Annotated in this window: 22 protein-coding genes and 4 pseudogenes; 17 read left to right on the top strand and 9 right to left on the bottom strand. The window is 62.3% G+C overall.

Annotated features, from left to right (window positions below; translation table 11 throughout):
• Positions 1-28 precede the first annotated feature (28 nt).
• From tnpB to ASG63_RS18095, 6 genes are all read right to left on the bottom strand, one after another.
• The gene (tnpB, locus tag ASG63_RS18115) at positions 29-406 is read right to left on the bottom strand and encodes an IS66 family insertion sequence element accessory protein TnpB (protein ID WP_082559382.1); all 378 of its coding nucleotides are present in this window, start codon (positions 404-406) and stop codon (positions 29-31) included.
• A complete protein-coding gene (gene tnpA / locus ASG63_RS18110) occupies positions 403-777 on the bottom strand; it encodes an IS66-like element accessory protein TnpA (RefSeq protein ID WP_056219680.1) in 375 nt (124 codons plus the stop codon). Before tnpA ends, tnpB begins: the two co-directional genes overlap by 4 nt.
• A gap of 1662 nt (positions 778-2439) precedes the next feature.
• Positions 2440-2616 carry a ribosome modulation factor gene (locus ASG63_RS26030; protein WP_200957561.1) on the bottom strand — a complete coding sequence of 59 codons (177 nt, stop codon included), beginning with the start codon at positions 2614-2616 and terminating at the stop codon, positions 2440-2442.
• A gap of 713 nt (positions 2617-3329) precedes the next feature.
• A complete protein-coding gene (locus ASG63_RS18100; protein ID WP_056219674.1) occupies positions 3330-4067 on the bottom strand; it encodes a hypothetical protein in 738 nt (245 codons plus the stop codon).
• 763 nt (positions 4068-4830) lie between these two features.
• Positions 4831-5139 (bottom strand): hypothetical protein, encoded by a 309-nt coding sequence (locus ASG63_RS25490; RefSeq protein WP_156394242.1) that lies wholly within the window; start codon positions 5137-5139, stop codon positions 4831-4833.
• 12 nt (positions 5140-5151) lie between these two features.
• Positions 5152-5823 (bottom strand): ParA family protein, encoded by a 672-nt coding sequence (locus ASG63_RS18095; protein ID WP_056219673.1) that lies wholly within the window; start codon positions 5821-5823, stop codon positions 5152-5154.
• Between the two features lie 678 nt (positions 5824-6501).
• Here ASG63_RS18095 and ASG63_RS18090 point away from each other — a divergent pair.
• The gene (locus tag ASG63_RS18090; protein WP_056219670.1) at positions 6502-7953 is read left to right on the top strand and encodes a diguanylate cyclase domain-containing protein; all 1452 of its coding nucleotides are present in this window, start codon (positions 6502-6504) and stop codon (positions 7951-7953) included.
• 918 nt (positions 7954-8871) lie between these two features.
• Here ASG63_RS18090 and ASG63_RS26180 read toward each other — a convergent pair.
• Positions 8872-9658, bottom strand: a 787-nt coding sequence (locus ASG63_RS26180; RefSeq protein ID WP_244479966.1) for a pilus assembly protein TadG-related protein, incomplete at its 3' end; no start/stop codon positions are given.
• 87 nt (positions 9659-9745) lie between these two features.
• A complete protein-coding gene (locus tag ASG63_RS18075) occupies positions 9746-10819 on the bottom strand; it encodes an HD domain-containing phosphohydrolase (protein ID WP_056219657.1) in 1074 nt (357 codons plus the stop codon).
• 416 nt (positions 10820-11235) lie between these two features.
• Between ASG63_RS18075 and ASG63_RS25475 the strand changes: the two are divergent.
• The 4 genes and pseudogenes from ASG63_RS25475 to ASG63_RS25835 all read left to right on the top strand — a co-directional run.
• A pseudogene (locus ASG63_RS25475) lies at positions 11236-11367 on the top strand (IS6 family transposase); the annotation flags it as partial.
• A 308-nt stretch (positions 11368-11675) separates the two neighbouring features.
• The gene (locus tag ASG63_RS18070; protein WP_162248652.1) at positions 11676-14048 is read left to right on the top strand and encodes a M10 family metallopeptidase C-terminal domain-containing protein; all 2373 of its coding nucleotides are present in this window, start codon (positions 11676-11678) and stop codon (positions 14046-14048) included.
• Between the two features lie 200 nt (positions 14049-14248).
• Positions 14249-14368, top strand: a pseudogene (locus ASG63_RS24565) (transposase); the annotation flags it as partial.
• 16 nt (positions 14369-14384) lie between these two features.
• Positions 14385-14600, top strand: a complete 216-nt coding sequence (locus tag ASG63_RS25835) for a hypothetical protein (RefSeq protein WP_162248651.1) — start codon at positions 14385-14387, stop codon at positions 14598-14600.
• A gap of 14 nt (positions 14601-14614) precedes the next feature.
• On the opposite strand, the gene ASG63_RS18060 is transcribed toward ASG63_RS25835, so the two are convergent.
• Positions 14615-14890, bottom strand: coding sequence for a hypothetical protein (locus ASG63_RS18060; RefSeq protein ID WP_056219649.1), 276 nt, complete (start codon positions 14888-14890; stop codon positions 14615-14617).
• A gap of 210 nt (positions 14891-15100) precedes the next feature.
• On the opposite strand from ASG63_RS18060, the pseudogene ASG63_RS24560 reads away from it, so the two are divergent.
• From ASG63_RS24560 to ASG63_RS25455, 12 genes and pseudogenes are all read left to right on the top strand, one after another.
• A pseudogene (locus ASG63_RS24560) lies at positions 15101-15938 on the top strand (IS5 family transposase).
• Positions 15939-17288: 1350 nt separating this feature from the next.
• A complete protein-coding gene (locus ASG63_RS27105) occupies positions 17289-17639 on the top strand; it encodes a 4-fold beta flower protein (RefSeq protein ID WP_082559379.1) in 351 nt (116 codons plus the stop codon).
• A 161-nt stretch (positions 17640-17800) separates the two neighbouring features.
• Positions 17801-18295 (top strand): annotated as a pseudogene (locus ASG63_RS18040) (IS66 family transposase); the annotation flags it as partial.
• A 237-nt stretch (positions 18296-18532) separates the two neighbouring features.
• The gene (locus ASG63_RS18035; protein ID WP_056219640.1) at positions 18533-19141 is read left to right on the top strand and encodes a recombinase family protein; all 609 of its coding nucleotides are present in this window, start codon (positions 18533-18535) and stop codon (positions 19139-19141) included.
• Complete coding sequence (locus ASG63_RS24540) at positions 19141-19575, top strand: hypothetical protein (RefSeq protein WP_082559378.1); 435 nt, start codon at positions 19141-19143, stop codon at positions 19573-19575. Before ASG63_RS18035 ends, ASG63_RS24540 begins: the two co-directional genes overlap by 1 nt.
• 147 nt (positions 19576-19722) lie before the next feature.
• A complete protein-coding gene (locus tag ASG63_RS18030) occupies positions 19723-19983 on the top strand; it encodes a hypothetical protein (RefSeq protein WP_056219636.1) in 261 nt (86 codons plus the stop codon).
• Between the two features lie 16 nt (positions 19984-19999).
• A complete protein-coding gene (locus ASG63_RS18025; RefSeq protein ID WP_056219634.1) occupies positions 20000-20218 on the top strand; it encodes a hypothetical protein in 219 nt (72 codons plus the stop codon).
• Between the two features lie 622 nt (positions 20219-20840).
• Positions 20841-21059 carry a hypothetical protein gene (locus tag ASG63_RS18020; protein ID WP_056219632.1) on the top strand — a complete coding sequence of 73 codons (219 nt, stop codon included), beginning with the start codon at positions 20841-20843 and terminating at the stop codon, positions 21057-21059.
• 178 nt (positions 21060-21237) lie between these two features.
• Positions 21238-21399 (top strand): hypothetical protein, encoded by a 162-nt coding sequence (locus ASG63_RS27100; protein WP_443189812.1) that lies wholly within the window; start codon positions 21238-21240, stop codon positions 21397-21399.
• A gap of 9 nt (positions 21400-21408) precedes the next feature.
• The gene (locus ASG63_RS18015) at positions 21409-21669 is read left to right on the top strand and encodes a hypothetical protein (protein WP_082559377.1); all 261 of its coding nucleotides are present in this window, start codon (positions 21409-21411) and stop codon (positions 21667-21669) included.
• A 219-nt stretch (positions 21670-21888) separates the two neighbouring features.
• On the top strand, positions 21889-22281 hold the full coding sequence (locus ASG63_RS18010) for a DUF2059 domain-containing protein (protein WP_244479964.1): 393 nt from the start codon (positions 21889-21891) through the stop codon (positions 22279-22281).
• Positions 22282-22321: 40 nt separating this feature from the next.
• Positions 22322-22507: a hypothetical protein gene (locus ASG63_RS25455; protein WP_156394239.1), complete on the top strand. Its 186-nt coding sequence runs from the start codon at positions 22322-22324 to the stop codon at positions 22505-22507.
• Positions 22508-22964: the final 457 nt, after the last annotated feature.

The following is a 22964-nucleotide window of genomic DNA, read 5'->3' as shown; positions in this document are numbered from 1 at the left end:
CGCCACCACGCGCAGGCCGCCTAACCTCTCACCCCAGATGGACCAGAGCCTCCGCTCCTGAACACCGCTGAATGTCCCAAATCATCTGACGACGGACACGCCAGTCGATGCCCTCCAGCAGCATGGCGAGCTGCGCCGGCGTCAGCGCGGCGGCCGCCCCCGCCGTCGCCGGCCAGACGAAGCGGCCCTTCTCCAGGCGCTTGGCAAAGAGGCACAGACCCTGGCCGTCCCACCACAGCACCTTGATCAGGTGCCCCTGCCGCCCGCGGAAGACGAAGGCCTGTCCCGAGAACGGGTCCCGCGCGAGGTGATCCTGAACCAGGCTGGCCAATCCGTCGAAGCCTTTGCGCATGTCGGTGTGACCGGTCGCCAGCCAGACCCGCGAACCGGAGGGGACCGGGATCATCGTCCCAGCAACGCCACGATCACGCCCTGCAGGAGCGCCACGTCCGCACCCGCCTCGGCCCGCAGCCGATGCCCCCCAGCCAGCTCGATCTCGATGGCGCCAGGGCGGGACGGCTCGTCCCAGACGGAAGGTTGCGGAGCCGGCAGCGCAAGCGGAACGAAGCTCGGGCGGGACGCCATCGTCGGCGCCGATGCTTCTGCCCGGAGAGCACGTCGCCAGCGGAACAGCAGGCTCGAATGAAGCCCGTGCCGGCGTGCCACTGCGGAGGCCGTAGTCGCCGGATCCTCCGCCTCGGCGAGGATCGCGCGCTTCTGCTCGGGCGACCAGGTCCGTCGCGTTCCTGCGACGACGATGTGAGGCGTGTTCGTCATAGGTCCAGACACAGGGCCGATACAGCGCCATCACCTGTATCCAGATCCAAGCCCTATCCCCACAAGGCAGCCGTCACCGAGCGCTTACCATTGCTCTGACCTGTCACCTGCAGCTTCACTGTCCGTCACTACTGTCACCCCAGTTTAGAAGCAGCCTGACTGGAAAGAACTCGGGTGCTTGGTGCCCGCAGCTCGCTCCAGCGCCGGAAGGACCCGCAACCTGCTAGAGCAGCGTGCCCTGTGTGCTGCGCTAGTGCTGCCTGCTTCGCTGAGGTGCAACGCTCAGCGGCCGGCGGGAGCACGTCGAGCATGTCAGGCAACCTTGCCCTCTCCGAACGATAAGCCCTGCCGAAGAAGCTATGGATGCAGCGCACGCACTCATGGAGGCTCGAGAGGGCTCACGGGCAGCAAGGATGCGGCTCAGGGCTGCTATCCTCCTAGAAAAGCCACAGAAGCTCCAGGAAGGCCAGGAGCCGACAAAGCCTCCCCGAGCTGTTAAGAGCCCGGCTTAGGCCTCTACGGGCTTCCTAGAAGATTTTAGAAGCCATGCTGCTAGACAGGTCTGTAAGCGGAGGTCCGCACCACGATCAGCCGCCCGCTTGGATGGAGCGCAGAACAGCCAGACTGGGCAGCACACGAGAACCGCAATCTAAGCTCCAACTCCGTGCACATCGCCATGGCTAGGTAAGCACGGGGGCTCGAGTGCAGGCTTTTCGTTGGCCGAAGGTTGGACGGGTTAGGTGTGTTCGGCTGTTTGTCACGCATGTTCGGTGTGTTCAGTTAGGATTGAGACGGCCTCGCTTGAAAGAAGTTGGGTGCTCTCCACCCGCAGCAGGGGTAAGCCCCGGAAGGACCCGTCCCCTCCCCTACATGGGTCCCCCCAGACACGCGCCCGACTTGCCATGTACCAAGCACGGGTGTGGCCAAGCCTGATGGCGCCAGGCTGAGGGCCTCACCAGGGCTAGCAATTGTCAGGCCCTGCGCCCGAGATGCCTGCATACCGCTGCCCGCACGGTGGACACACTCTCTAGCTCAAGGGAGGCGCGCTGTATGAGATGCTCGACATCGATCTCCTCACTGAGAGCCATGTTGAGCCCGCGTTTCAACCAGTTGCGAGGGTTGCGAGGGTTTTGCGAGGGTTTCGGACAAACCCTCGCAGCCATTTTTCTTTTTAGTATTAGATATTTACCTACACCTTGCGAGGGTTGCGAGGGTTTTTGTCGTGTGTATGTAAGAAAAAGCCCTGAACGAAGTGCGCCGTGAAAACGTGCCTTACGCGGGCGCGCGCGAGAAACCCTCGCAACCCTCGCAAGGGTGGGTTAAGTATCTCATTTTGTTTATGAAAATGCTCGCGAGGGTTTGTCCAAAACCCTCGCACAACCCTCGCAACCCTCGCAGAATGTGCGGCTTTCGCGGCTTGCGAGGACAGGCTTGACCTAGGAACTTGCCCGAGGAGCGGGCTCAGCGAAAGGGGGAAAGTGATATGACTGAACATCTATCCCCACCCTGTCGCTGGGAAGGCACGAGGCAGAGTTTAGGGATCAGGAATGTCTACAGGCCCTTCGAGGGGTGCAAGCATCAGGCACCCAGGTGGTGCGCGCCCTTGTCTCTCACCCTGAGGTCTTGAGTCAGCAGACCGGAGAGGAATGTGCCAGTCCGGGCTCAGCTCAACGGCAGATCCCGGGGGCGATCGCGCGGGATCCCGGTGAAGCCTTCCAGCCAAGCCTCACGCTCCTCGGAGCCGGCGGGGTAGGGACAGCACTCGCGCTTGCGCCCATGGGCACGAGCCTGCGCGCCTTGGTCGATCGGATCGGCGTGCGGTTTGGGGTGCTCGGACATCGAATATGCCCTCCAAAACCCGCCAACCTCATCCGCGCTCGGGTTGATCCCCGCTGCAAGCGTCGGGAAGGACGCGAACCCAGGTTCACTCAGTGTCGGGGTGGCTGATCATGGCGATGGTGGCGGTCAGGCGTTGCCTGTCCAGGGGTGCTACCTTCACGCGGGAAAGCGCAGCGGTGGGCTTCTGGTCAACCTGGGGCGCACGGGAGGCGATCACGGCCTGCTGCAGCTGGGTGCGAGCGGAGGCATCAGCCAGGACGAAGAGCCCGGCGACGACGCATCCGGACAGGCATGCACACGATCCTGAGGACGGCCTGATCGTAGCCGTCGAGCCGGGCCCGAGATGCAGCGGGAGGAACACGCTCGAAGACCGAACGATCTTATCCCCCGCTCTCATCGGGGCGGCAGCCCTTCGGCGACCGTGGGCCGGCGACGCGGTTCCTGTTCTCCGCGTTGCCGACCCTCACACGATCACTCGACCGAGGCGTCACGGGCGGTGCGCAGGGAACTGGCCCACGCAGGCCTGTCATCGTGTGCTCTTGGTGCTGACGCAGCTTGGCGACGGTCCGGACCGGGGCTGGCGCATCAGCGGGTGAGATCCTGGATGTATGAGCAGGCTCGGCTGTTCGCATCGTTCGGCAAAGCGATCAGCCGCCCGCGCCCCACGCATGGCTGCGTCGGGTCTGCCTGTCTGAAGAAGATCGGAGATCGCGCTACCGATGGGCAAGGCTCTGCCGTTCCGGCAGCTTCTTGGAGGGTTCTGGTGTTAAATTCGTCCCCAGAGTTATCCCCTTATCCGTGGGGCGAAACGCTTTGCACCCTAGGGCCGTCGGCTGGGAGGAGCCCTCAGCAGCTAACGCGAGCCCGCTTCGCTTCTGGGCCCCTCCCCGGCGGATCCAGGCCTGCCACTCGCGGCTGATGATGCGCACCAGGTTGGGCGAGTTCTTGCGGCCCTGGTGGCGCCGCTCCTCGATCGTTAGCAGGCCATCGCCGGCCGCGAGACGCAGAGCCCCCTGCGCCAGGCGCCGGCACACACCCGCTCGAGCGGCAATGGCGTCGATGCAGAGGCCGCAGACGCCCTTGGCCGAGACCTCGTCGCCAACGATACGCAGGACGGCCCGCTGCCCCTCCGTGAAGCGTGCGGCGAGCTGGGGCGGCAAGGGACCCGAGCAGGCCAAGAGGCGCCGCCTCTCCAAGGATGCTGCCCGATCGGGGCTCCTGAGGCTCCTGCGCGGTGGGAACAGGCTCGCCCGGCCTGCGGGGAGGCCGACCGGCCGGATGCCCTCTCGGATCGCGCTGCGGCGCCCGTGGAGGCGTTCGGCCAGGATCTGGGCCTCCTGGTCGACCAAAGCGCCCGAGGCGTGCCCCTGCCAAAGCTGGCGAGACAGCTCGTCCATCTGCGCGAGCGTTCGCGCACCCTCGATCGCGGCCTGCATGGCGGTGTGAAACATCGGTCCCGGTCCCTGCTCGGGCCGCGGCAAAGCAGGGGGAGCAGCAAGAGCTGTCCCCTTCAAAAGGCAAAGCACCATCGTCTCGGGAAGCGATCCCGATTGACACCTGAGCGGTGTTATGATGTCTGGGGGGCAGTGACGCGGTCCCCAGGACCCATTCGATTTTCGACGGCCTCACCCTTGCCGGGGTGGGGCCGTTGGCGTTTTGGGCTTAGGTCTTTCTCGCGGCGCTCATCCCTGATGGTGGTTGGCTCACGACTCGTCCCGAAGGGCGAGCGCAGCCAGACATGCCATGTCGCGTGGCGGGCATGGCTAAGTCAACGGTCGCACCCTCCCGATTCATCATCGGCAGAAAGCCGAGCTCCAATGCCGGGCGATGACAGCGGCACGCATGATCGTCCAGAAATGAAGGTCCCAAAATACCTGGAGAAAGCCCGCGCTGGGGGGAGGCACGAGATGACTACGACGCGATCCTTCCAGCTACCGAGAAGAAGACCGCGCGCCTCAAGACTCTTCGGCCCGCGACAGAGCAGGCCAATAAGAAAGTGCATTAAGAGACTGACAAAACTTCATAGGGCGAACAGCACGCTTGAACCCACGAGGGTACTAGCCCACGCACACACGAGTCCACTCGTGGATTAGAAGATTTTTCCACGATCTACTTCGTGTGAAAGTCCACTAGATCACGCGTGGCTTCGTGGGTTGTACCACGCGTGACCCAGTCCACGAGAAGACGATTGTACCTGTCTTCTCGTGCACGAACCTACTTTGCGATCTGCGGGCGCCCCTTGGACGCAAACTCGCGATTCAGCATTTTGATGACGTAGTCCTGAAGCGTGTCGCCCTCTTCAGCGACCAGCGACTTAAATTGGCGGAACGCTTTCTCGTCGAGCCATACCGAGAGGTTCTTCTTGCCCTCGCGGTACATCGGCCGTCCGGTGACCGCTGGAGTTGCCGCAGCAGCTTCCGACACGGCGTCAGCTGATTTGCCAACCGCAACGGGCGAGACCACGTCTTCTAGGTCTCCAGCGGGCATCGCGAAAGCGCGGGCTTGTTTCACAGGCTTGCTCACGGGTCCACTCCCTTACGCGTTGACTAATTCACGAGTGGGCTTTGCTGCACAGCCCACTTGACCACTCACCCACTGGTAAACCGCACCTGCTTCTAACGCAGCCTTGCCTCGTGGTTCGAACTCAGTAGCGGTCTGTCCGGCCGACATCGCATAGGCGTAACTCGCACGTGTCGCGATCCGGACCGGTGCCAGATTAAGCCCGTAAGCCTGGATCGCAGCTTCGCCTTCATCGATCATCCTGCCAGCGTTGCTGCCAGTCGGAACCTGGGACAGCATCACCCACGTAACAGCCGTCTTTTCGGCAATGCGAACGGTCCGCTTAACCGTGCTCAGTGTCTCAAGATCGAACTGCGTCGGCCGGACTGGCACCAGAACCATGTCCGCAATTTCGCAAGCGGCGAGGGCGGTAGATTCAGCCTTTCCAGCCGTATCAATAATCAAGAGGTCCGTGTTGTTCTTGTGAGCGATGCCTTGAAGCTTGGCGAATGCCTCCCCGTCGATCTCACGGATGATTGATGGCGTTTCCGCTTCGCGTCGCTCGAACCATTTGTGGGCAGATGCCTGGGGGTCGCTATCGATCACAGCGACCGTGAGACCGGCTGCCTCCGCGCAGACAGCCAGATGCAGTGCGACAGTACTCTTCGAAGAGCCTCCTTTGAGGCCGATGACCGCGATCGTCTTCATGTCGCCATCCCACTCTCTCGCTCACCGTGGGTCCACGCTGCTGAGAAGAGGACCCGTGGAGCGGTGGACTTTACCACTCGTGTACGAGTGACCTCCCACTAGTTAACGCATCGTCAACGGACGCGTCTAGGGGAGGGCGACAGAGCTTATCGCTAGGGGCGCCTTGCGGTGAGAACGCTCAGATCAACAGACAGCGCGTCCCGCTGCAGATCGAGGTTCTGGTCGAGGTGGATACACGAACACATCCGCCAAGCATGTCGGGATAGTGTTTCAGGTACGTTTAACCCGCAATAGAATTCTAGCCACGTTTTCCCGACAGAAATAGTGCAGCTTAAGGGCGCTCGGACCAGGCCCGACGAGGGTGGCGTGAAAACGATCGGATACCCAACACATCGTTCAGGTTGCTATCGACCCTTCACAGCCTCTTAGAAATTCCGCTTCACGCAAGCTTGGTGGAGGATCAGGTACATCCGGGGCGGGTGGGTTTGTGGTGGTTGGGTTTCAGCATGGCAAAGCCACAAGCGGACGCTCGCCTCACGTGCGAGGAGTAGAGCGCAGCTCCTAGCGCGTCTGGAAACGATAGGGTGTCGGGCATCGTCACGGGAGATTAAGGCCGCAGCTCGTATCTTCCGTGCCGCATGCCGGCTCCAGCGTGCCGCTTGGGGAGGATGCAGGTACATGTCGGACAGCCAGCGCGAGGCGCTCCGCCAAAAAGCGTTGGCGGAGATCGCCCTCCTCGACACGCCACCCGAGCACGAGTTCGACGCGCTGGCCAAGGTCGCACAACGCATGCTTGGTGCCCGCATGTCCTCGATCACCCTGGTTGCTCCCGAGCGGCAGTGGTTCAAAGCACGCTGCGGCCCACTGGCACCGGAGACCGCGCGAACGCACGCATTCTGCCCCGTTGTGGTGGAGACCGAGGCCCCACTCATCGTCGCGGATGCTAGGCTCGACCCCCGCTTCGCCGGAAGTCCGTTCGTCACAGACGCTCCGAACATCCGCTACTATGCCGGCGTCCCACTCTGCGTTCGGCAATCCGACGGCGAGCGGGTTGCGATCGGAACGCTCTGCGTCCTCGACAACAATCCGCGTGAGCCGACGTCGGGAGACCTGGACGTTCTTACGGATTTGGCCTGTGTCGCCGAGGCGCTAATCGAGGCGCGATCCATCGCTCTTCGTGTAGCTGAGACCTCTGAAGAGCGTCGCTTGGCCGTCGAACGGCTGGAAAGTGAGCGCCGCCAGTTCAAACGGGTCGAGCGCATGGCGGACATGGGCTCGTACCGATACGACATCAAGAAGAGATCCACCGCCTGGTCGGACGGCGTGTTCGCAATCCACGAGTTGCCCGTGAGCGGCGGCGTGCCGAACGGCGAACTCGTGAACTATTTCCCCGAACCCGATCGTACCGGCTTCCTCGCTGCCGTCATGCGCACCCTGGAAACGGGCGAGCCATTTGAAATGGACGCCGACTTCGTGACTGCCAAAGGTAACGCGCGGCGCGTGCGATGCTCCTGCGAGATCGAGTTGAGCAAGGGAAAGCCCGTCGCCCTCATCGGCCTGATCCAAGACATTACCGAACGGCACAGCTTGGAACAGCGGCTACGCCATCAAGCCCGTACCGACGACCTGACCCAACTGCCAAACCGTGCCGAGTTTCACCGCGTTCTCGACGAGCGCCTGCGCGAGGCGCGCGATGTGAATAGTGATGTGGCGGTACTCCTGATCGATCTCGACGGCTTCAAGGGCGTCAATGATGTGCTCGGCCATGCCGCGGGGGACGCGGTACTGCGACAGGTGGCCGAGCGAATGCGCGCTCCTTATCTCGACGGCTGTTTTCCCGCGCGGCTCGGAGGTGACGAGTTCGCCCTCCTACTGCCGGCGTGCGTTGGACGTCGAGCGTCAGAGCCTTTGCTGCGTCGCCTGTTGCACAGCCTTCACATCGTGGCTGATGGATCGGGCCGGATTGCGAGCGTCGCGGGAACGATCGGCCTTGCTTGGTCAGGGGACGCCTCGCATGAGCGAGAGCACCTCCTGCGGTGCGCCGATGCTGCCCTCTACGAGGCGAAACGAACCCGGAAGGGGACTATCTGCACCTTTGAGAGTTTGCCAGATAACCAGCTCGCTGGCTGAGCAACTACGCGGCAATCTGGCTTCCCATAGGACGCAGTTGGCCTGCGCAGAAACTCTGCATTGAGCGGCAGGGCACGGCAGATTGTGTGGGGCTCGGCATCCCTATACGCAGACCTCGCGCCTTCAACTGGCAGCGAAGCGCCGAGTAGGGTCGTATGCTGTCAGCTACGCTCTCTGAACAGATCGTCGAACGCTGGCTGCTGCTGGTAGCAGCCGCAATAGGCCTACTGCGTGAGCTGCGTGTCAGCCGAGCTTGGGTCGACGCCGGCCGGCACGGGCACGTCGGTGCTGCTGTAGCGGGCGTTCAGCATCAGGTTCGGGCCGTCATAGAGATTGATCATCCGGGCAATGATCACCGTGTAGGCGGATTGGTCCGCGACCGGCTTCTTAGAGTCGATGATCAGGCGCCCGACCGGCAGATAGATCGTCCCTAGCAAGGTGCGGGCGTCGTCGCTGATGATCCGGTATTCGCGTTGCGCGATAAAGCCGCCAGGGGCCGGTTTTGGCTTACCTTTTCCGCCCAGGGGAAGGAGAGACAGGAGCCCTGAAGGCGCAGCGCGGTCCTCGAAGAACAGCAGGCCGGACATGGGACCGTCTTTCGGAGCAGTCAGGCTGACGACGCTCTTGTCGTCGAAGAGCAGGCCGCCGCGCACGCCGGTGAAGTAGAAGCCGGTGTTGACGCCGGTGAGCGAGCCGCCCTTATCCACGACCAGAGGCCCGTCCTTCATGATGTAGACACCTGGTTTCAGCGTCACCTGGCCCTTCTTGGTGATGTGCAGGCCGCCGCAATAGGTGCCGGGCTGCAGGGTGACGGTCCCGCTCACCACGTTGGCCCCATAGAGTAGATCGTCGATGCCATCGACAAGCTTCTTCGGATCGACGAAGGACCCGAGGCTGACGCAGGAGCCCGGCGTCGGNCCACGTTGGCCCCATAGAGTAGATCGTCGATGCCATCGACAAGCTTCTTCGGATCGACGAAGGACCCGAGGCTGACGCAGGAGCCCGGCGTCGGACCCTGCCGGTCGATCAGCGGATCGCGCAGGGCGGGGCACCCGGTGGCCGGCGGCGGCGTGAAGTTGGCGCCCGCCCCGGAATAGCCGCCGGCCGAGCAGGTGGAGAGGGCGGTGGCCACCGCCGCGTTCTCGGCCTGGATGCCCCCGGGGCTGGCGGAGTTCGAGTAGAGCGAGCAATCGGTGGCGGTGATGCGGGCCGCGCTCTCCAGGTGGAAGGCGCCCATCGCTTGGCGGTCGAGGGCGAGCAGGCACAGCCGCGTGGTGCCGGCGAGCTTCGCCGTCGAGGAGACACTCACCTCCAGGCTCGGGGTGTTGAGGAGCTTGCCGAAGGACAGGGCGACCTGCTCGGTGAGCGTGAGGCGGACGCCGGAGTGGTTATTCAGCACCTCGGCCGTCACGGCCGGAGGCGCCGCGTTGCCGTTGCGCGCCTGGGCCAGGGCCAGGGCCTTGGCGGTGCGGATCGCGGCCGCGTCGTCGGCATTGGCGAGCTTGAACTGGTTGACGCCGGCGATGCTGCCGCTGTCGGCCGCGCGCTGGAGTTCGGCCCGCCGCTTGACCAGGGAGGCGTAGTCGATCGCCACGGCGCTCAGGCCGGTCAGGATCGGAAACAGCAGGGCGACGAGAACCAGGATACCGCCGCGCTCGTCGCGCCACAGTCGCAGAAGGAGGTGTCGGAGACTGCTGATTGTCATGCCGCCGTCATGTCTTGCGCACGTTTCCAAGGACTGAAGACGATCGATGCGATCTTCGCGCATCAGGTCAGGACGCGGCACAACGGATCAGGATGCGAGCCTGACTACGTCGCGGTCCTGGTTCTCATCCGCCGCCGAACGAGCCGCCAGGAGTGGCTGGCCGTGGGCCTTCAGGAAGGCGTCGACGCAGCGCGGGTCGAAATGGCTGCCCGCCTGTTCGCGAAGGTGGGCAAAGGCGTCGCTGTGCGACCAGGCCTGCTTGTAGGGACGCTTGGAGGTGAGGGCATCGAACACGTCGGCGACGGCGACGATGCGGCCCCCGAGGGGGATCGCCTCACCCCGTAGGCCATAGGGGTAGCCGGTGCCGTCCCAGCGCTCGTGATGGGTGGCGGCGATCTCCGCGGCCAGCCGCATGACGGCAGAGGCGCTGCTGCCAAGGATGCGCTGGCCCCGTTCGGCGTGCAGTTCCATCTCCCGACGTTCCTCGGGTGTGAGCAGGCCTGGCTTGAGTAGGATCGCGTCCGGCACGGCGATCTTGCCGACGTCGTGCATGGTCGCCGCCAAGCTCATCAAACGGCATTCGTCGGGCGCAAGGCCGAGGGCCCTGGCGATCCGACCCGCGGAGGCCGAGACCCGTGCGATATGATCGCCGGTGTCCGTGTCCCGGCTCTCGGCGGCTCGCATTAACGTAGAGATGATCTCTCGCTCACGATCTTCGACCAGAGCGACCGCAGCGGCGACCTCTCGCGTTAGTTCGGCGGCGTGATCTTGAAGAGCCCGATGCGCCTTCGAAAGAGCGAGCAGGTTCGAAACGCGGGCACAAACCTCGATCGGGTCGGCGGGCTTGGTCAGGAAGTCAGTCGCGCCGGCCTCCAGGGACTCGCGTCGCAGCTTGCGCTGATCGAGACTGGTGACCATGACGGTCGGTACGTTGGCGAGTTCTGGAATGCACCTGACCGCTCGAATGAACTCCACCCCATTCATGCCGGGCATGTCGTAGTCGGTGATCACGACGCCAATCTCGGAGGCATGCGCCCGGGCGAAGGCGAGCGCCTCGGCCGGTACGGTGAAGTCGTGCGGCCGGCAGCCAACGATGGGTCGCAGGGCAGCGACCACGAGCAGGTTGTTCATCTCGGCGTCGTCGAGAACGAGGGCCAGCATCGCGTAACGTTCCAGGCTTTGTAGGGCCCCCTTATCCGTCAGGACATTCTGGCGACACCGGTAGACGAACGATCCCACGATGGGATGTGGAGCGTTGCCAAAGCTTGAACGCAGCGCGCTTATCATCGGTTTTTGGGCTGCTGCGCTCCATTCTCCGAAGTCGGGCACGACCACTTAATGGCATGGCGTTGGGCTGCTTCTAAGGCACCATCGGGTTGCAGGGGGAACGTCCACTTCATGAAGAGGGTCAAGGTCCGCTCTCCACCCTTCTCAGACTCTGCCGAAAGCAGCTGAAAGTGTCAGTAAAACGATCGTTTTGCTGACATTATGCAGCGGTCTGATAGTGGCTCACCTAAGGGCGAGGGCACACCCTTACGTCGACCGAGGCTGACAAAGCAGTCTCTGCACACATGATCCGCACCCTTCAGGGCTTCGAGGCCATGCTCTGGCTGCGCAAAGGCTTCGAGTTTGCCTGCGCATGGACCGTGTGCGAGCAGAACCGGCTGCTCGGGATCTGCTTCAGACTACAGGCGGTTAACAAACTCTGAAAACGAGTTGGATCCGGCCTTCTGTGCGGCCTACTCCGCGGTTTGCAACAGGCCTAGCGCCGCAACTATCCCGTCGCTGCAGGCTACAATGTTTATGACCCAGCCTGAGCAGTAATAGCTCTAGGTCAAGGTTTTGACAGCAGGTTTCTGGTGTTGGTTTTTGCGATAAGAAACGTATAAATAACTAAGATAATATCATGTTATGTTAACTTAATAATCTAAAGCAAAGTTAGAATTTTAGCTCTAGCCTAACTCAAGGATCAATATACTCAAATACTTTGTGCGCGTCTGGCGAGATTTTTATGTATATGACCGATGAGATCGCTGCGATTATTAGTAAAAATGATCTGACAGGTATTATCAGCTTAGGTACCACTGTCGGAACCCAACTCAGTGTTTTGCAGCTGAAAAGCTATAAAATGCTGACTGCTGCGGATGGCATTTACTATAATAAGTCACTGAACATAATCGTTATCACAAAATCTGGTGTGACCTTGGACGGTTACGATTTCCGCGGTGTATCCATCAACGTTCAGGCCGACGACGTCACGATTAAGAACTCGACTTTTGACGCCTCTGTCGGCAGCTACGCTGTAAACGCTTACCCAGGCACGAAGAACCTTACGATCAATCACTCGACCTTCGACGGCCTGAAGCTCGACAAAGTCAGCTACGTTGATTTCATCACCTCGCGAGGTGAGAACACGGTCCTCACCGGCAACGCCTTTCTGGATGCGCCTACTGACGCCGTCTCGATCCAGAGCGGTACCATCAGCGGAAACTATTTCGCTGGGGGAGCTTACGCGACCGGTGCGCACGCCGATGCCATTTGGATTGGAAAGACCATCGGGCCGGTCGTCATCTCCGATAACGTCATCGACTGGCGCTCAAGTGCCGATGCGCCGACTGAGACCAATGAGGCGGTGCGCATTACCGGCGAGATGGGCAGTGTCTCGGACGTCTTGGTGAAGAACAACATCCTCTTGGGCGGCAGCATGACCGTTCTGGTGGCGGATGGTTCCACCCAGACCCACACGGCCGATCAGGTCGGCACGGTCACCGGGGTGCAGGTCGTCGGGAACGTCATCGACTATGGCAAGTACGGCGACCTCGAACAGACCTCGCGGCCTAAGGATATGGTCTACGCCGACAACATGCACGCCAGCGGGCGCCCGGATGCTCCAGGTCTGGAAGCGGTAGGCGCCTTGCCCGACCTGTCGACCCTGAACAAAATTACCGCCGCCTCGGCCAGTGCCGCCATCAACGGCACCGCCAAGGACGACTACATCCTCGGTGGCACCGGCTCCAACTACATCGTCGGCGGGGCCGGCAACGATGTCATCGGCGGCGGCGGCGGCCGCGATTTCATCACCGGGGGCGCGGGCAAGGATATCTTCGTCTACACGTCCGTGACAGATGATGGCATCGACCGGATCGGCGACTTCACGCAGGGGCAGGACCGGATCGACCTGGCGACCGTAGCAGGTGCTCCTAAGCTCCTTGCCGACTGGCAGTGGCTCGGCACGGAGAGCTTCACCGGCCATGCCTGGCAGATGCGCTACAGCTACGCGTCGGGCGTCACAACCATTGAGATCGATGCCGACGGTGACCTGAAGACCGACTTCAAGCTGGAGCTGACCGGCTCAATCGCGCTAAACACGAGCGACTTTATTCTAGTCGATCGCACAAATGTACTACCTGTGCTGGTGCTCGACGGTGCTGAACCGATCCTAAGCCAGGGGACGCCCGGCACAACCTGGAGCGCGACTAGTACGGACGGCTTCAAGATCGTTGCCCGCTATGATGCGGCGGGCGCGATCGCTTCCGCTCAAGTCACGGCGGTGGACGGGTCATCGAGCACTTTTGCCTACGTCAACGTCGCCGGCCAGGCGGTGCTCTCAACCGAAACACAGGTGCATGCCGACAAGAGCAAGGACGTGTTCCTGTCCAATCTCGCCGGTGGGACCYACGTGGCCGAGCACCGCAGCTACAACACGGCCAACGTGCTCGTAGARGTCACGCGTACTCACGCGGATGGCACGTTCGACTACCACTCCACGATCACCACCGACGGCACTCGGATCACAGACCAGTTCGATCTTGGTGGCACGCTGAAGTCACACGTGGTGCAGARCACGGAYGGGTCATCGAGCACTTTTGCCTACGTCAACGTCGMCGGCCAGGCGGTGCTCTCAACCGAAACACAGGTGCATGCCGACAAGAGCAAGGACGTGTTCCTGTCCAATCTCGCCGGTGGGACCYACGTGGCCGAGCACCGCAGCTACGACATGAGTGGCAAGCTTGAGTTCGCCAATCAGACCATCGCTGACGGGTCGCACATGCAGATAGCCTACCAGGCCGAACAGGTGCTGATCTCGACGGCTGATGTGACTGATACATTCAAAAGCTTTGGCAATGATACATTCGTCTTTGCTTCAGGCTTCGGCAAGGACACCATTGTGGGGTTCCATGCAGGGTCGCTGGCTGGGCATGACACCCTACTACTGGACAATGCACAGGTCAGCAGCTTCGCCGATGTCCAGCATCATCTGACGTCAGTCGGTGCGGATACCCTTCTGACTCTGAGCGCCACCGACACGATCCTGCTCAAGAACGTGCAAATCGCCTCCCTCACTGCGGAGGACTTCCGTTTCCAGGATCACGGCCTACTTCACGCTTAAGCGAACAAGTTTTGTAGCATTCCTGGGTGACAATTCATGAGCTTGGCACCGACAAATCTACTGCACTGTCTGATCAGCCCCCATTGAAGTGGTCCGCCCTTTGGTATGATGGTGTGGAACGGTGACCCTGACCCAGCAAACTGGTCCGCGCCGAGCGCAAGTTTTTCGGGCATCCTGAACCCTGAAGGAGGGTGGATGCGATGCCTCGCAAACGCTTCACAAACGAACAGATCGCCTTCGCTCTGCGGCAGGCGGAGAATGGCGCGACGGTGGACGAGGTCTGCCGGAAGATGGGCGTACATCGGCGACTTTACTCACGGCGAGGACGTCATCGATTTGCATCTGATCGATGCCAATGCACTTACACCTGCGCACGAAGCATTCAGCTGGATCGGAGCAGGCATTTTTACCAAGCACGCTGGTGAACTGCGGTTTGCGGCAAACAGCACCGGCGGTCAGGTCCAGGCGGATGTGGATGGCGATGGGAAGATAGATTTCGCAATCGACATGCTCACCAAGGCTGTCCTCCATGCCTCTGATTTCGCGCTCTAAAGTCGGGCTGCGGCCTAAAGGGCTTCAGCCCAGCCGGGCGAATACTGGATCACCCGCCCGGACGGTAAGTGAACTTGGAAGCTGTGGGGCACCTTGCCGTTCGTGACGTTGATCAGCTCGACTCGCATCCCAAAGCCCTTCTCGGCATCAGGATCGGACATGTCGTGGATGATGCAGGGGACCCGCGTGCCGTCCGCGAATACCGCGACGCCCTGCTGGGCTATGTCCGTGCGCTTGAACTGCCGCCGGTCCTTGAACTGATCGAGACCCTTCGCGCCCTGTCGATCCATCCTCGTCCTCCCTCGTACCCGATGCCGATGGGTCCATAAACGATGCCTGCCTTACAACGCTGTTAAGAATGCGCTGTGCCGCTGCATGTGTTTCGGCGTGCAAATTTGGCTCTGACGCACTCTCGCTAATCATCGAGGCGTGACGCCGATCATCCTAGGGTGTCTCTGCAAAGGGTTCACAGGTGGGGTGACCGCCCCCATGTGGGCGGGATGCGACGCTACGAACTGACCGATGCGCAGTGGGAGCAGATCGCCCCGCTGCTCCCTCCGCAGAAGCCGCGCACGGGCCGGCCTGCCGAGGATCACCGCCAAGTCCTGAACGGCATGCTCTGGATCTTGCGCACGGGTGCGCCGTGGGCGGATCTGCCGGCCCGCTATGATTCTGTCGGGACCGTGTCGAGCCGGTTCTACCGCTGGCGGCAGGCCGGCGTGTTCGACCGGGTGCTGCAGCGCTTGCAGGCGCAGGCGGATGCCCGGGGCGACCTCGACTGGGACCTGCACTTCGTGGACGCCACGGTGGTGCGCGCCCACCAGCACGCCGCTGGTGCACGCCGGTCCGGCGCCATCGGGGGGTGAGGGGACGGTCGAAGGGGTTGGTGAAGCACTCGGGCGCAGCCAGGGCGGGTTCTCGACCAAGCTGCATCTGCGCGCCGAAGGCGGCGGCAAACCGATCGCCGCGGTGCTGACGGCCGGCGAGCGCCACGAGTAGTTCGCCTTGGACGCGCTGATGGACAAGGGGGCGGTGCCACGCCGAGGGCGAGGCCGCCCGCGTCTGCGGCCACGCAGGACAGCCGGAGACCGAGGCTACTCCAGTCCACCCGCCCGTCGCCGCCTCAGGAGGCGCCGGATCGAGCCGGTCATCCCGACCCGCAAGGATCAGCCGCGTCAGCCCGACTTCGACGAGGCTGCGTATCGTGAGCGTAACAAAGTCGAGCGGTTGATCGGCCGGCTCAAGCAGTATCGCCGGATCGTCACGCGCTATGAAAAGCGGGCAGCCAACTACCTCGCCATGGTCACACTCGGCATGACCATGCTCTGGCTTGCATGACTTTGCAGAGACGCCCTAGTCGTCTGAGCAACAAGGCCGCCGGCACGCTCGTGTACCAGCGGCCTCCAACGAGGTATCGATCCTGCGCATCAACTCACCGAGCGCCTTCGATTGTCTGGAAAAACAATCGGTTTCCTTACAAGTAAGAGGCGCCCTACGTTTCCGCAGGACGCCGAATGCTCCTAGTAGAAGCCGCGCCGTCCATAACCACGATCATGGCCATAGCCGTGCCCACGTCCTCGGCCGTAGCCAAAGTGACGTCCACCAAACCGAGGCCCGAAGCGCGGACCGCCATAGCCGCGATGACCATATCCGCCGCCGTACCCACGCCGACCGTATCCACCCCCGTAGCCATAGCCATACTGGACGTTCTCGACGGTCGAGGCCGCGTCCGGCATTGCGTGAGGGCCGAGCGGTGCTGCTGAAGCCGGAGCTCCCGCGAGGAACAAGCCGGCGGCTACCAAGCCAGCGCTGAGTGTGAGTTTCTGGAACAAAGGGTCTCTCCTTGCGAACAGCCTCGATTGAGGCAGTCGGCGTGAGATACCTACCAAGCTCGGCCTGAAGGGGTTCCAACGTTGGTCGCGGAGGCTTGCTACCTGTCCTTTGCTCAAGGGCCCGCTTGTGGGCTCTTGTACGCCGTTCAAAGACAGCTCAAGAAAGCAGGGGCCTACAGAAAGCTTTCCCGTACGAGCGCTTCATCCAGCCGGTGGCCCTGGTCCGTGAACGGCTCGATGCCGCCGGTATCACCGAAGAACCGATCTTTCGGCCGGTGTCTCGCGCGGGCAGGGTACGGGCCGGGACGCCGCGCCTCGCGACCTAGGCTGTGGCCGACATCATCAAGCGCTATGCCGCTGCTGCCGGGCTGAATGCCTCAACGTTCGGGGCGCACAGCCTGCGAGCCGGCTACATCACAACAGCGGCCGAGCGGGGCGCGGATCTCCCCCGCGTCATGGATCAGTCAGGGCATCATGCCCCTCGAACGATTGTCGGGCCGAAAGCAGGATCCGTGATATGAAATTACTTATCCTGCATTTAAGGTCTGCTCACTATGGATATCATTCTCACTCCGAAGGATCTACCGGTAGAGCGTGGACCTTGAAAGACCGCCTCGGGCGGAGCCTTGGCAACATCACCAAGCCCCAAAACGGCAACGACTTCGAAATTCAGCCTGATGCATTCGGTCTCCGTAGAAGTGTGAAACGGCGTCACCTATCTCTCGATGAAGCCATGTCCGCCATCGCAGGCGTCACGAATGGTGCCTTTACACTTGATTGCCGCGACTGGGATTAGGATCGAAATCTCGGCAATAAGCTCCACAACTGACGCAACAACTAAGGGATCGCACCGACCATGATCGAGTTCTTTGACCGAGAAGGGCAAGAGGCGGCTTTTTGCCATGATGGGCAGTCCCTCTACCTTTGGAACGGTAAGCCCGCAGCCTTCATCCACGATGATAAGGTTTATGCCTATGACGGCCGCTTCATCGGTTGGGCGGATAGAGGCTGGATCTCGGATGAGAGGGGCGAATGTCTCTTGTTTGAGCGCGATGCCCTTGGTGGCCCACAAAAACCGAGCCGTCTGAGAAAGACTACACCAGGGCCGAGAGGCAAGAAGCCGCTGCGCGGCGTACTGCTTCCTACGCCCCTTGGCCAGGCGAGCCTTGCGACTTGGTCAGACCATGCATTCTCTGAGCTAGTCTAGGGTAATAGGCCGCAGTCTCTTTACAGGCGCGAAACGGAGCCATCAGATCAGTTGCGCGCCACCCAATGCGGCACATGTCCAGTTGAGCCTGTAGCAGACGGCAGGGCGGGATTGCCGTTCGATGTGTTATCCTGTCGGTATGACGAAGCCCCTTGCGCATTCAGCAGGGGCACGCCGCCGTACATCAGATCTGCCTCGCCCATCTCGCCCGCGACGTCGCCTACGCCGTCCAGACCAGCGATGATCCCGTGTCCTGGCGTCTGCAGCTCTGGTTGCAATCCGTCTTCGCCATAGCCGAGCGCGTCACCGATCTGGCCACCTCGACGCTTGCTGCCAAACACCGGACCTTGGATCGGCTACTCGGCGCAATCCTCGCTACACGAAGCGGCTGCAACCTGACCCGCGACCTGCAAGCGAAGATCGGCCGAGCTCGCCATCAGCTCCTCGCCTTCCTCCCCCATCCCGGCGTAGTCGAACTGACCAACAACGGTCCAGAGCGGCTGCTGCGCCCATCCATGATCCAGCGAAAGGTCACCAACGGCTATCGCGCGATGTAGGCCGCCGAGGGCGAGGCCGACATCCGAACTGTCGTCGATACGGCACGCCTCACAGGCACCACGCCCTTTGGCACAATTTTCAAAACCGTCGGCGCCTGAACCTCACGATTACTGGGGTGGGTGATTACATGCGAACAGCTTGGGGCACTCGTCGACGAGGCGATCGGGCCGGCACTGGCGGATGCGATAGGATCAGGCGCCTAGTCGGAAATCCGATCGTTTTCCCGTCATCGGGAGGGGCCGCAGTTCGAGCATCCTCAAACCGGCTTATTTCTGTCAGGAAAATATGACCGGATTTCTATTGCAGATTAAACGCGCCTGAACCACTATCCCGACATGCTCGTCGGATATGCCCGCGTCTCCACCCTCGACCAGAACCTCGACCTGCAGCGTGACGCGCTGACCAAGGCTGGGTGCGAGCGCCTGTTCGAGGAGAAGAAGTCCGGCAAGGCCGGGACCAAGCGTCCCGAGTTCGAGGCGGCCCTCGCCTACCTACGGCCCACCGACGTGCTCGTCGTCTGGAAGCTCGATCGCCTCGGCCGCTCCCTCGTCGAAATGATGCGGACGATCGACTCCCTGCGCGTGAAGGAGGTCCATTTCCGCTCCCTCACCGAGCAGTTCGACAGCGATACGGCGCATGGGCGCTTTGCCCTGCAGATGCACGGCGCCATGGCCGAGTACTTCCTCGACCTCAACCGGGAGCGCACCATGGAGGGGCTGAAGGCCGCCCTGGCGCGAGGACGAAAAGGGGGACGGCCCAAGAAGCTTACGCCAGCCGATATCGAGGTGGGGCGCGCCCTGCTGCACTCGGGCACCATTTCGATCGCGGCGATCGCCCAGCGCCTCGGGGTCAGCCGGGATACCTTCTACAGCTACTTCCCCCAGGCACGCACCCGCAGCCAGGCAGACGTAGCCGCTGCGGCGACCCGGCAGGCATCCTCCTGATGCCGATCCGGCGCGAGCACCGCTTCTTCTATCCGATCGACTGGCCGCAGCTCTCGGTCGTGATCCGCTTCGAACGAGCGAAGGGACGCTGCGAGGTCTGCGCCCGTCCGCACGGACAGCGCGTCTTCCATCTTGGCGATGGCCGCTGGTGGGACGGAGAGGAGGGTTCGTGGCGGGACGGAGCTGGGCGCTTCATCTGCCTGGCGATCGGGGCCGATGATGTCCTGGGTCGTGTGCGTACCACACGCGTGGTCCTGGCTACCGGGCACCGCGACCATGATACCGCCAACAACGGGCCCAAGAACCTCGCCGCCTTCTGCCAGCGCTGCCATATGAACCACGATCGCCCTGAGCATCAACGCCGTCGCTGGTATACCTTGTTCAGACGCAGAGCTTTAGGCGATCTTTTCCGCGGTCCGTACCAGAATAGCTGAGACGGGTTTTGCAGCGCCCGGCTTTAATCCAGCCCACCGCGTGTCCCCTGGCACGTCAAGAATGAAATAGGCTCCCCATATTGGTTTCAGACAGAGAGAAACGAGCCAGAGACTTGGTTCGTGCTGCAAAGGAGCTCGTAAGCCTTAATGAAGACCCGTATCGCCGCCCTCGCCACCGCCCTTGTCCTTGGCGTTGCTCCGATCTCGTCCGCCATGGCCTATGACAGCCCCTCCCGCTACACGTCGTTCGCACCCTACGATGTCGAGACCACGGGCTCGGTCAACGATATGCGCCGTCCCCCGGCCTATCTCGGTTGCCCGATGAGCTCGGCCGCCGAGGGCAACGCCAACCAGCAGAACTTCCCCACCCAGCAGTACGGCCAGACCTCGGGCGGAAACCGCTGCTGATCGGAGGGACCCCCGGATGCTGCTGAAAGGCTTCTCCTACGCGATGATCGCTGCCTTCGCAGGTGGCGTCGTCTTCACGATCGTCGGCTCGGCCAACGCCTTCCTGAGCCTGCAAGGGTCTAGCCTTACGGATATGCCTCTGAGACCCGCCCAGCCCCTGGCTGCGGCGGGTCTTTTGCGACGCTTGAGGGTGTCGCTGTGCGGTATGCTTCGCGTGACGGTTAACGGCTCGTAAACGAATTGGTAGGCATCTCGAATTCAGCGGCTCTGGTGCGCCCAGGCCACACTTCGAAAGGGCCTAAGAGATGATCACGGTGACCTTCCTCGGCATGATGACGGCAGCCCTGACCGCGGCAGTGGCTGGAGCGATCAGCGACCCCAGCGCCCGATAATCAGCCAACCTCTCGGGCTCTGAAATCCTGACGGTCCAGCCAAAGACGCGCGTCCAACTACTTATGTGGCCGCCCCGCTACGGCGGATATTTCTCACGCATTCGGGCAGTCGGGGCCCTCACATCGGCATAGTTGGTCGATCAGAAAGAGGCCGCACGCCTCCCCTGGTCCCGTCCGATGTCACGCACCCGCTCTGTCTTACGCCAGCACCGCGAGGTCGCCGCCGTGGTTGCCACCTACGGGATGTTCCTGGGCGGCATTCTGGTGCTTGCGTGGGCGATGGCCTGACCTGTCGCAGTAAGTGTCATAGGCCGAGGCGATCTTAAAAGAGTCCGTGGGTCGGTACGAGGCCTTGCTGCATCGCAAAGCAGGTATCCGCGGCTGGGAGCCGCGCTGCCCCAGGTGGTGCTGCTGGGCTCGCTAAGATAGACCCGCCGCCCCAGCATGGATGGGGTAGGGGACGGAATGAGCGACCAGCGCAACGCCGATTTCCTTGCCGTGGTCATCGAGAATGCGGAGCTACGCCAGCAACTCGCGGACGTTCAGGACCAATGCGTCGAGCTGGCAGTCGACGCGGGTGAACAGCACGCCGAGAACGAGGCCCTGCGTATCCAACTGGCGCAGGCCGAGCGCGAGCGCGATGCTTGGCGCGCAGAGGCCGAACAGGGTCGGCGTAGGGGCTGATCGTTAGGGAGACCGTACCATTCGACTACCGGTCCGACTGATCGAGACTCGTGAAACCTGCCGCTTCCAGCGCGAGGTTGGAGGCCGGACCCCCAACGTCTACGGCATCACGTGCCGGGCCAAGCTCGACACCACGGGTGGCCCTGAACCCGCGGGGCTGCCGTCGAGGACCTGAGCCATGTGCAACCTCTACAGCCTGGTCACGCCCCAGGCCGAGATCCGCGCTTCCTTCGGCGTGTCGGTCGATCGCACCGGCAACCTGCCGCCGCTGCCGGGCAGCTTCGGCTCGCATCGGCCTCTTCGCGTCCGTGAGGCAACGGATGGTGAAAGAGAATTGTAGGAGACTGACATGACAGGCCAGGTACAGCGCCCTCAGTCACGATTGGCCCTGGCTCTGATGGTGGCCTTCGGGATCCTCATCGCGGGCTTCGGGACGATCGGCTGGCGTTGGTACAGCTACGTGACAGCCGGTGCGTCGCCCTACGATGAAGTGGGCATCGAGGTGAACCGGCGCCTGCCCGAGTCTCTTCGCTCATGGGGCTGCGAGCGCATAAAGGATAGGTTTCCTCGCTCAGTTCCGCCCTATGGCTGTCAGCCGGGGCAGATCTGACATGGAAACGTGCTAGCAGCGCGTACCAGCCGCGCGGCTTCGGATTGCGCGAGGCCTGTAATCGGAACAGCCATGTACGCTCCTCGACTTCTCGCCAGCCTCTGCCTTGGTGTCGTTCTGCCTTTCGCAGCGATGGCTCAGCCTGCACCTTCATCGACGCCGCCAGTCACCGTATCTGATCCGGCCACCTTGAAAGCGGCTCGGGAAGTGGTCACCCAGATGCAAGGCGATCGAACCGCACTCCTGAGCGCGATCGCGGCCCCCATGGTTGGGATGATGCAGCAGATCGGGATCAAGCAGCAGGACCAGGCACAGGCCCTCGTTCAGGAGGTCGTGATGCCGACCCTGACCGCGCACTACGACGAACTCCTCGACATCCAGGCTCGCAGCTTCGCGTCAGCCCTCGGCAAGGACGATCTACAGGCGATCGCGGCGTTCTACGCGACACCGGCCGGCAAGCGACTGGTCACGGTGCAGCCGCAGCTTGCCCAGGCGCAATTGGCTGGAACGCAGCAGTGGATGCAGTCCGTGATGCCCGAGATGCAGGGCAAGCTGACCAAGGCGATCCAGGCACACGGTTGGACTACGGGCGGCCAGCCAAAGGCGCGCTGATAGCGCAAAGCCGGCCGTCGGGATCAAAGAGGAATGCACCATGTCGAGCGATGACAGCGGCGCTCAGGATCGTCGCGAAACGAAAGCCGCCAAACATCTGGAACGGGCTCGCGCCGGGGGCGAGGCCCCAGCCGATTACGACGCGACCCAGCAGGCCACCGAGGACAAGACGGCGCGTCTCAAAACTCTTCGGCTTGCAAAGGAGAAAGCTGACAAAGGTTTGTAGCGTCGTATGCTTTCGTGAGCCGTCGTAGCGGCGAGGGTTTGCGCTGCGTCCATAGGCTCTTAATGGCACCAGGGTGCCGCCCCGCACCAGCGCATTGATCTCTGGTCGATCGAGCCAGTCGCTTCCGGCTCGCTCTGGTCTGATACAGCGACGATCGGCTGGCCTGTCCGGTTCGCATCGACGAGCCGCGAGCCAACGAACCCGCCCAGAGCAAGAGCGAAGAGCCACAGGATCAACCGGCCGGTCTTCTTCATCGAGCGCTTGGTCATACGGCCGAGCGTGCGACGGTCGCGGTTATCAGAACCCTAACGGGCTCGACGCGGCTCGCAGTCCACGTCGCCGAGTCTCAGGACGCGGAGAAACGAAAGCGCCCCGAGGATCTCTCCTCGAGGCGCGTGACGACGAAAGCGGCCAGATGATCGGGGCTGGGGACGCTCAGGCCGAACCGAAAAGTCCC

Source organism: Methylobacterium sp. Leaf94 (genome assembly GCF_001426045.1).
Classification (GTDB): domain Bacteria; phylum Pseudomonadota; class Alphaproteobacteria; order Rhizobiales; family Beijerinckiaceae; genus Methylobacterium.
This window is presented reverse-complemented; position numbering and strand designations above follow the sequence as displayed.

Bases quoted from the DNA above. Each gene is read 5' to 3' on its own strand.
- ASG63_RS18100 (WP_056219674.1), bottom strand. From the start codon at position 4,067: ATGTTTCACACCGCCATGCAGGCCGCGATCGAGGGTGCGCGAACGCTC.
- tnpA (WP_056219680.1), bottom strand. From the start codon at position 777: ATGACGAACACGCCTCACATCGTCGTCGCAGGAACGCGACGGACCTGG.
- ASG63_RS18060 (WP_056219649.1), bottom strand. From the start codon at position 14,890: ATGGATCGACAGGGCGCGAAGGGTCTCGATCAGTTCAAGGACCGGCGG.
- ASG63_RS18035 (WP_056219640.1), top strand. From the start codon at position 18,533: ATGCTCGTCGGATATGCCCGCGTCTCCACCCTCGACCAGAACCTCGAC.
- ASG63_RS26030 (WP_200957561.1), bottom strand. From the start codon at position 2,616: ATGTCCGAGCACCCCAAACCGCACGCCGATCCGATCGACCAAGGCGCG.
- ASG63_RS27100 (WP_443189812.1), top strand. From the start codon at position 21,238: ATGTGCAACCTCTACAGCCTGGTCACGCCCCAGGCCGAGATCCGCGCT.
- tnpB (WP_082559382.1), bottom strand. From the start codon at position 406: ATGATCCCGGTCCCCTCCGGTTCGCGGGTCTGGCTGGCGACCGGTCAC.
- ASG63_RS18010 (WP_244479964.1), top strand. From the start codon at position 21,889: ATGCAAGGCGATCGAACCGCACTCCTGAGCGCGATCGCGGCCCCCATG.
- ASG63_RS18095 (WP_056219673.1), bottom strand. From the start codon at position 5,823: ATGAAGACGATCGCGGTCATCGGCCTCAAAGGAGGCTCTTCGAAGAGT.
- ASG63_RS18030 (WP_056219636.1), top strand. From the start codon at position 19,723: ATGAAGACCCGTATCGCCGCCCTCGCCACCGCCCTTGTCCTTGGCGTT.
- ASG63_RS18090 (WP_056219670.1), top strand. From the start codon at position 6,502: ATGTCGGACAGCCAGCGCGAGGCGCTCCGCCAAAAAGCGTTGGCGGAG.
- ASG63_RS18015 (WP_082559377.1), top strand. From the start codon at position 21,409: ATGACAGGCCAGGTACAGCGCCCTCAGTCACGATTGGCCCTGGCTCTG.
- ASG63_RS25455 (WP_156394239.1), top strand. From the start codon at position 22,322: ATGTCGAGCGATGACAGCGGCGCTCAGGATCGTCGCGAAACGAAAGCC.
- ASG63_RS18075 (WP_056219657.1), bottom strand. From the start codon at position 10,819: ATGCTGGCCCTCGTTCTCGACGACGCCGAGATGAACAACCTGCTCGTG.
- ASG63_RS18025 (WP_056219634.1), top strand. From the start codon at position 20,000: ATGCTGCTGAAAGGCTTCTCCTACGCGATGATCGCTGCCTTCGCAGGT.
- ASG63_RS27105 (WP_082559379.1), top strand. From the start codon at position 17,289: ATGATCGAGTTCTTTGACCGAGAAGGGCAAGAGGCGGCTTTTTGCCAT.
- ASG63_RS24540 (WP_082559378.1), top strand. From the start codon at position 19,141: ATGCCGATCCGGCGCGAGCACCGCTTCTTCTATCCGATCGACTGGCCG.
- ASG63_RS18020 (WP_056219632.1), top strand. From the start codon at position 20,841: ATGAGCGACCAGCGCAACGCCGATTTCCTTGCCGTGGTCATCGAGAAT.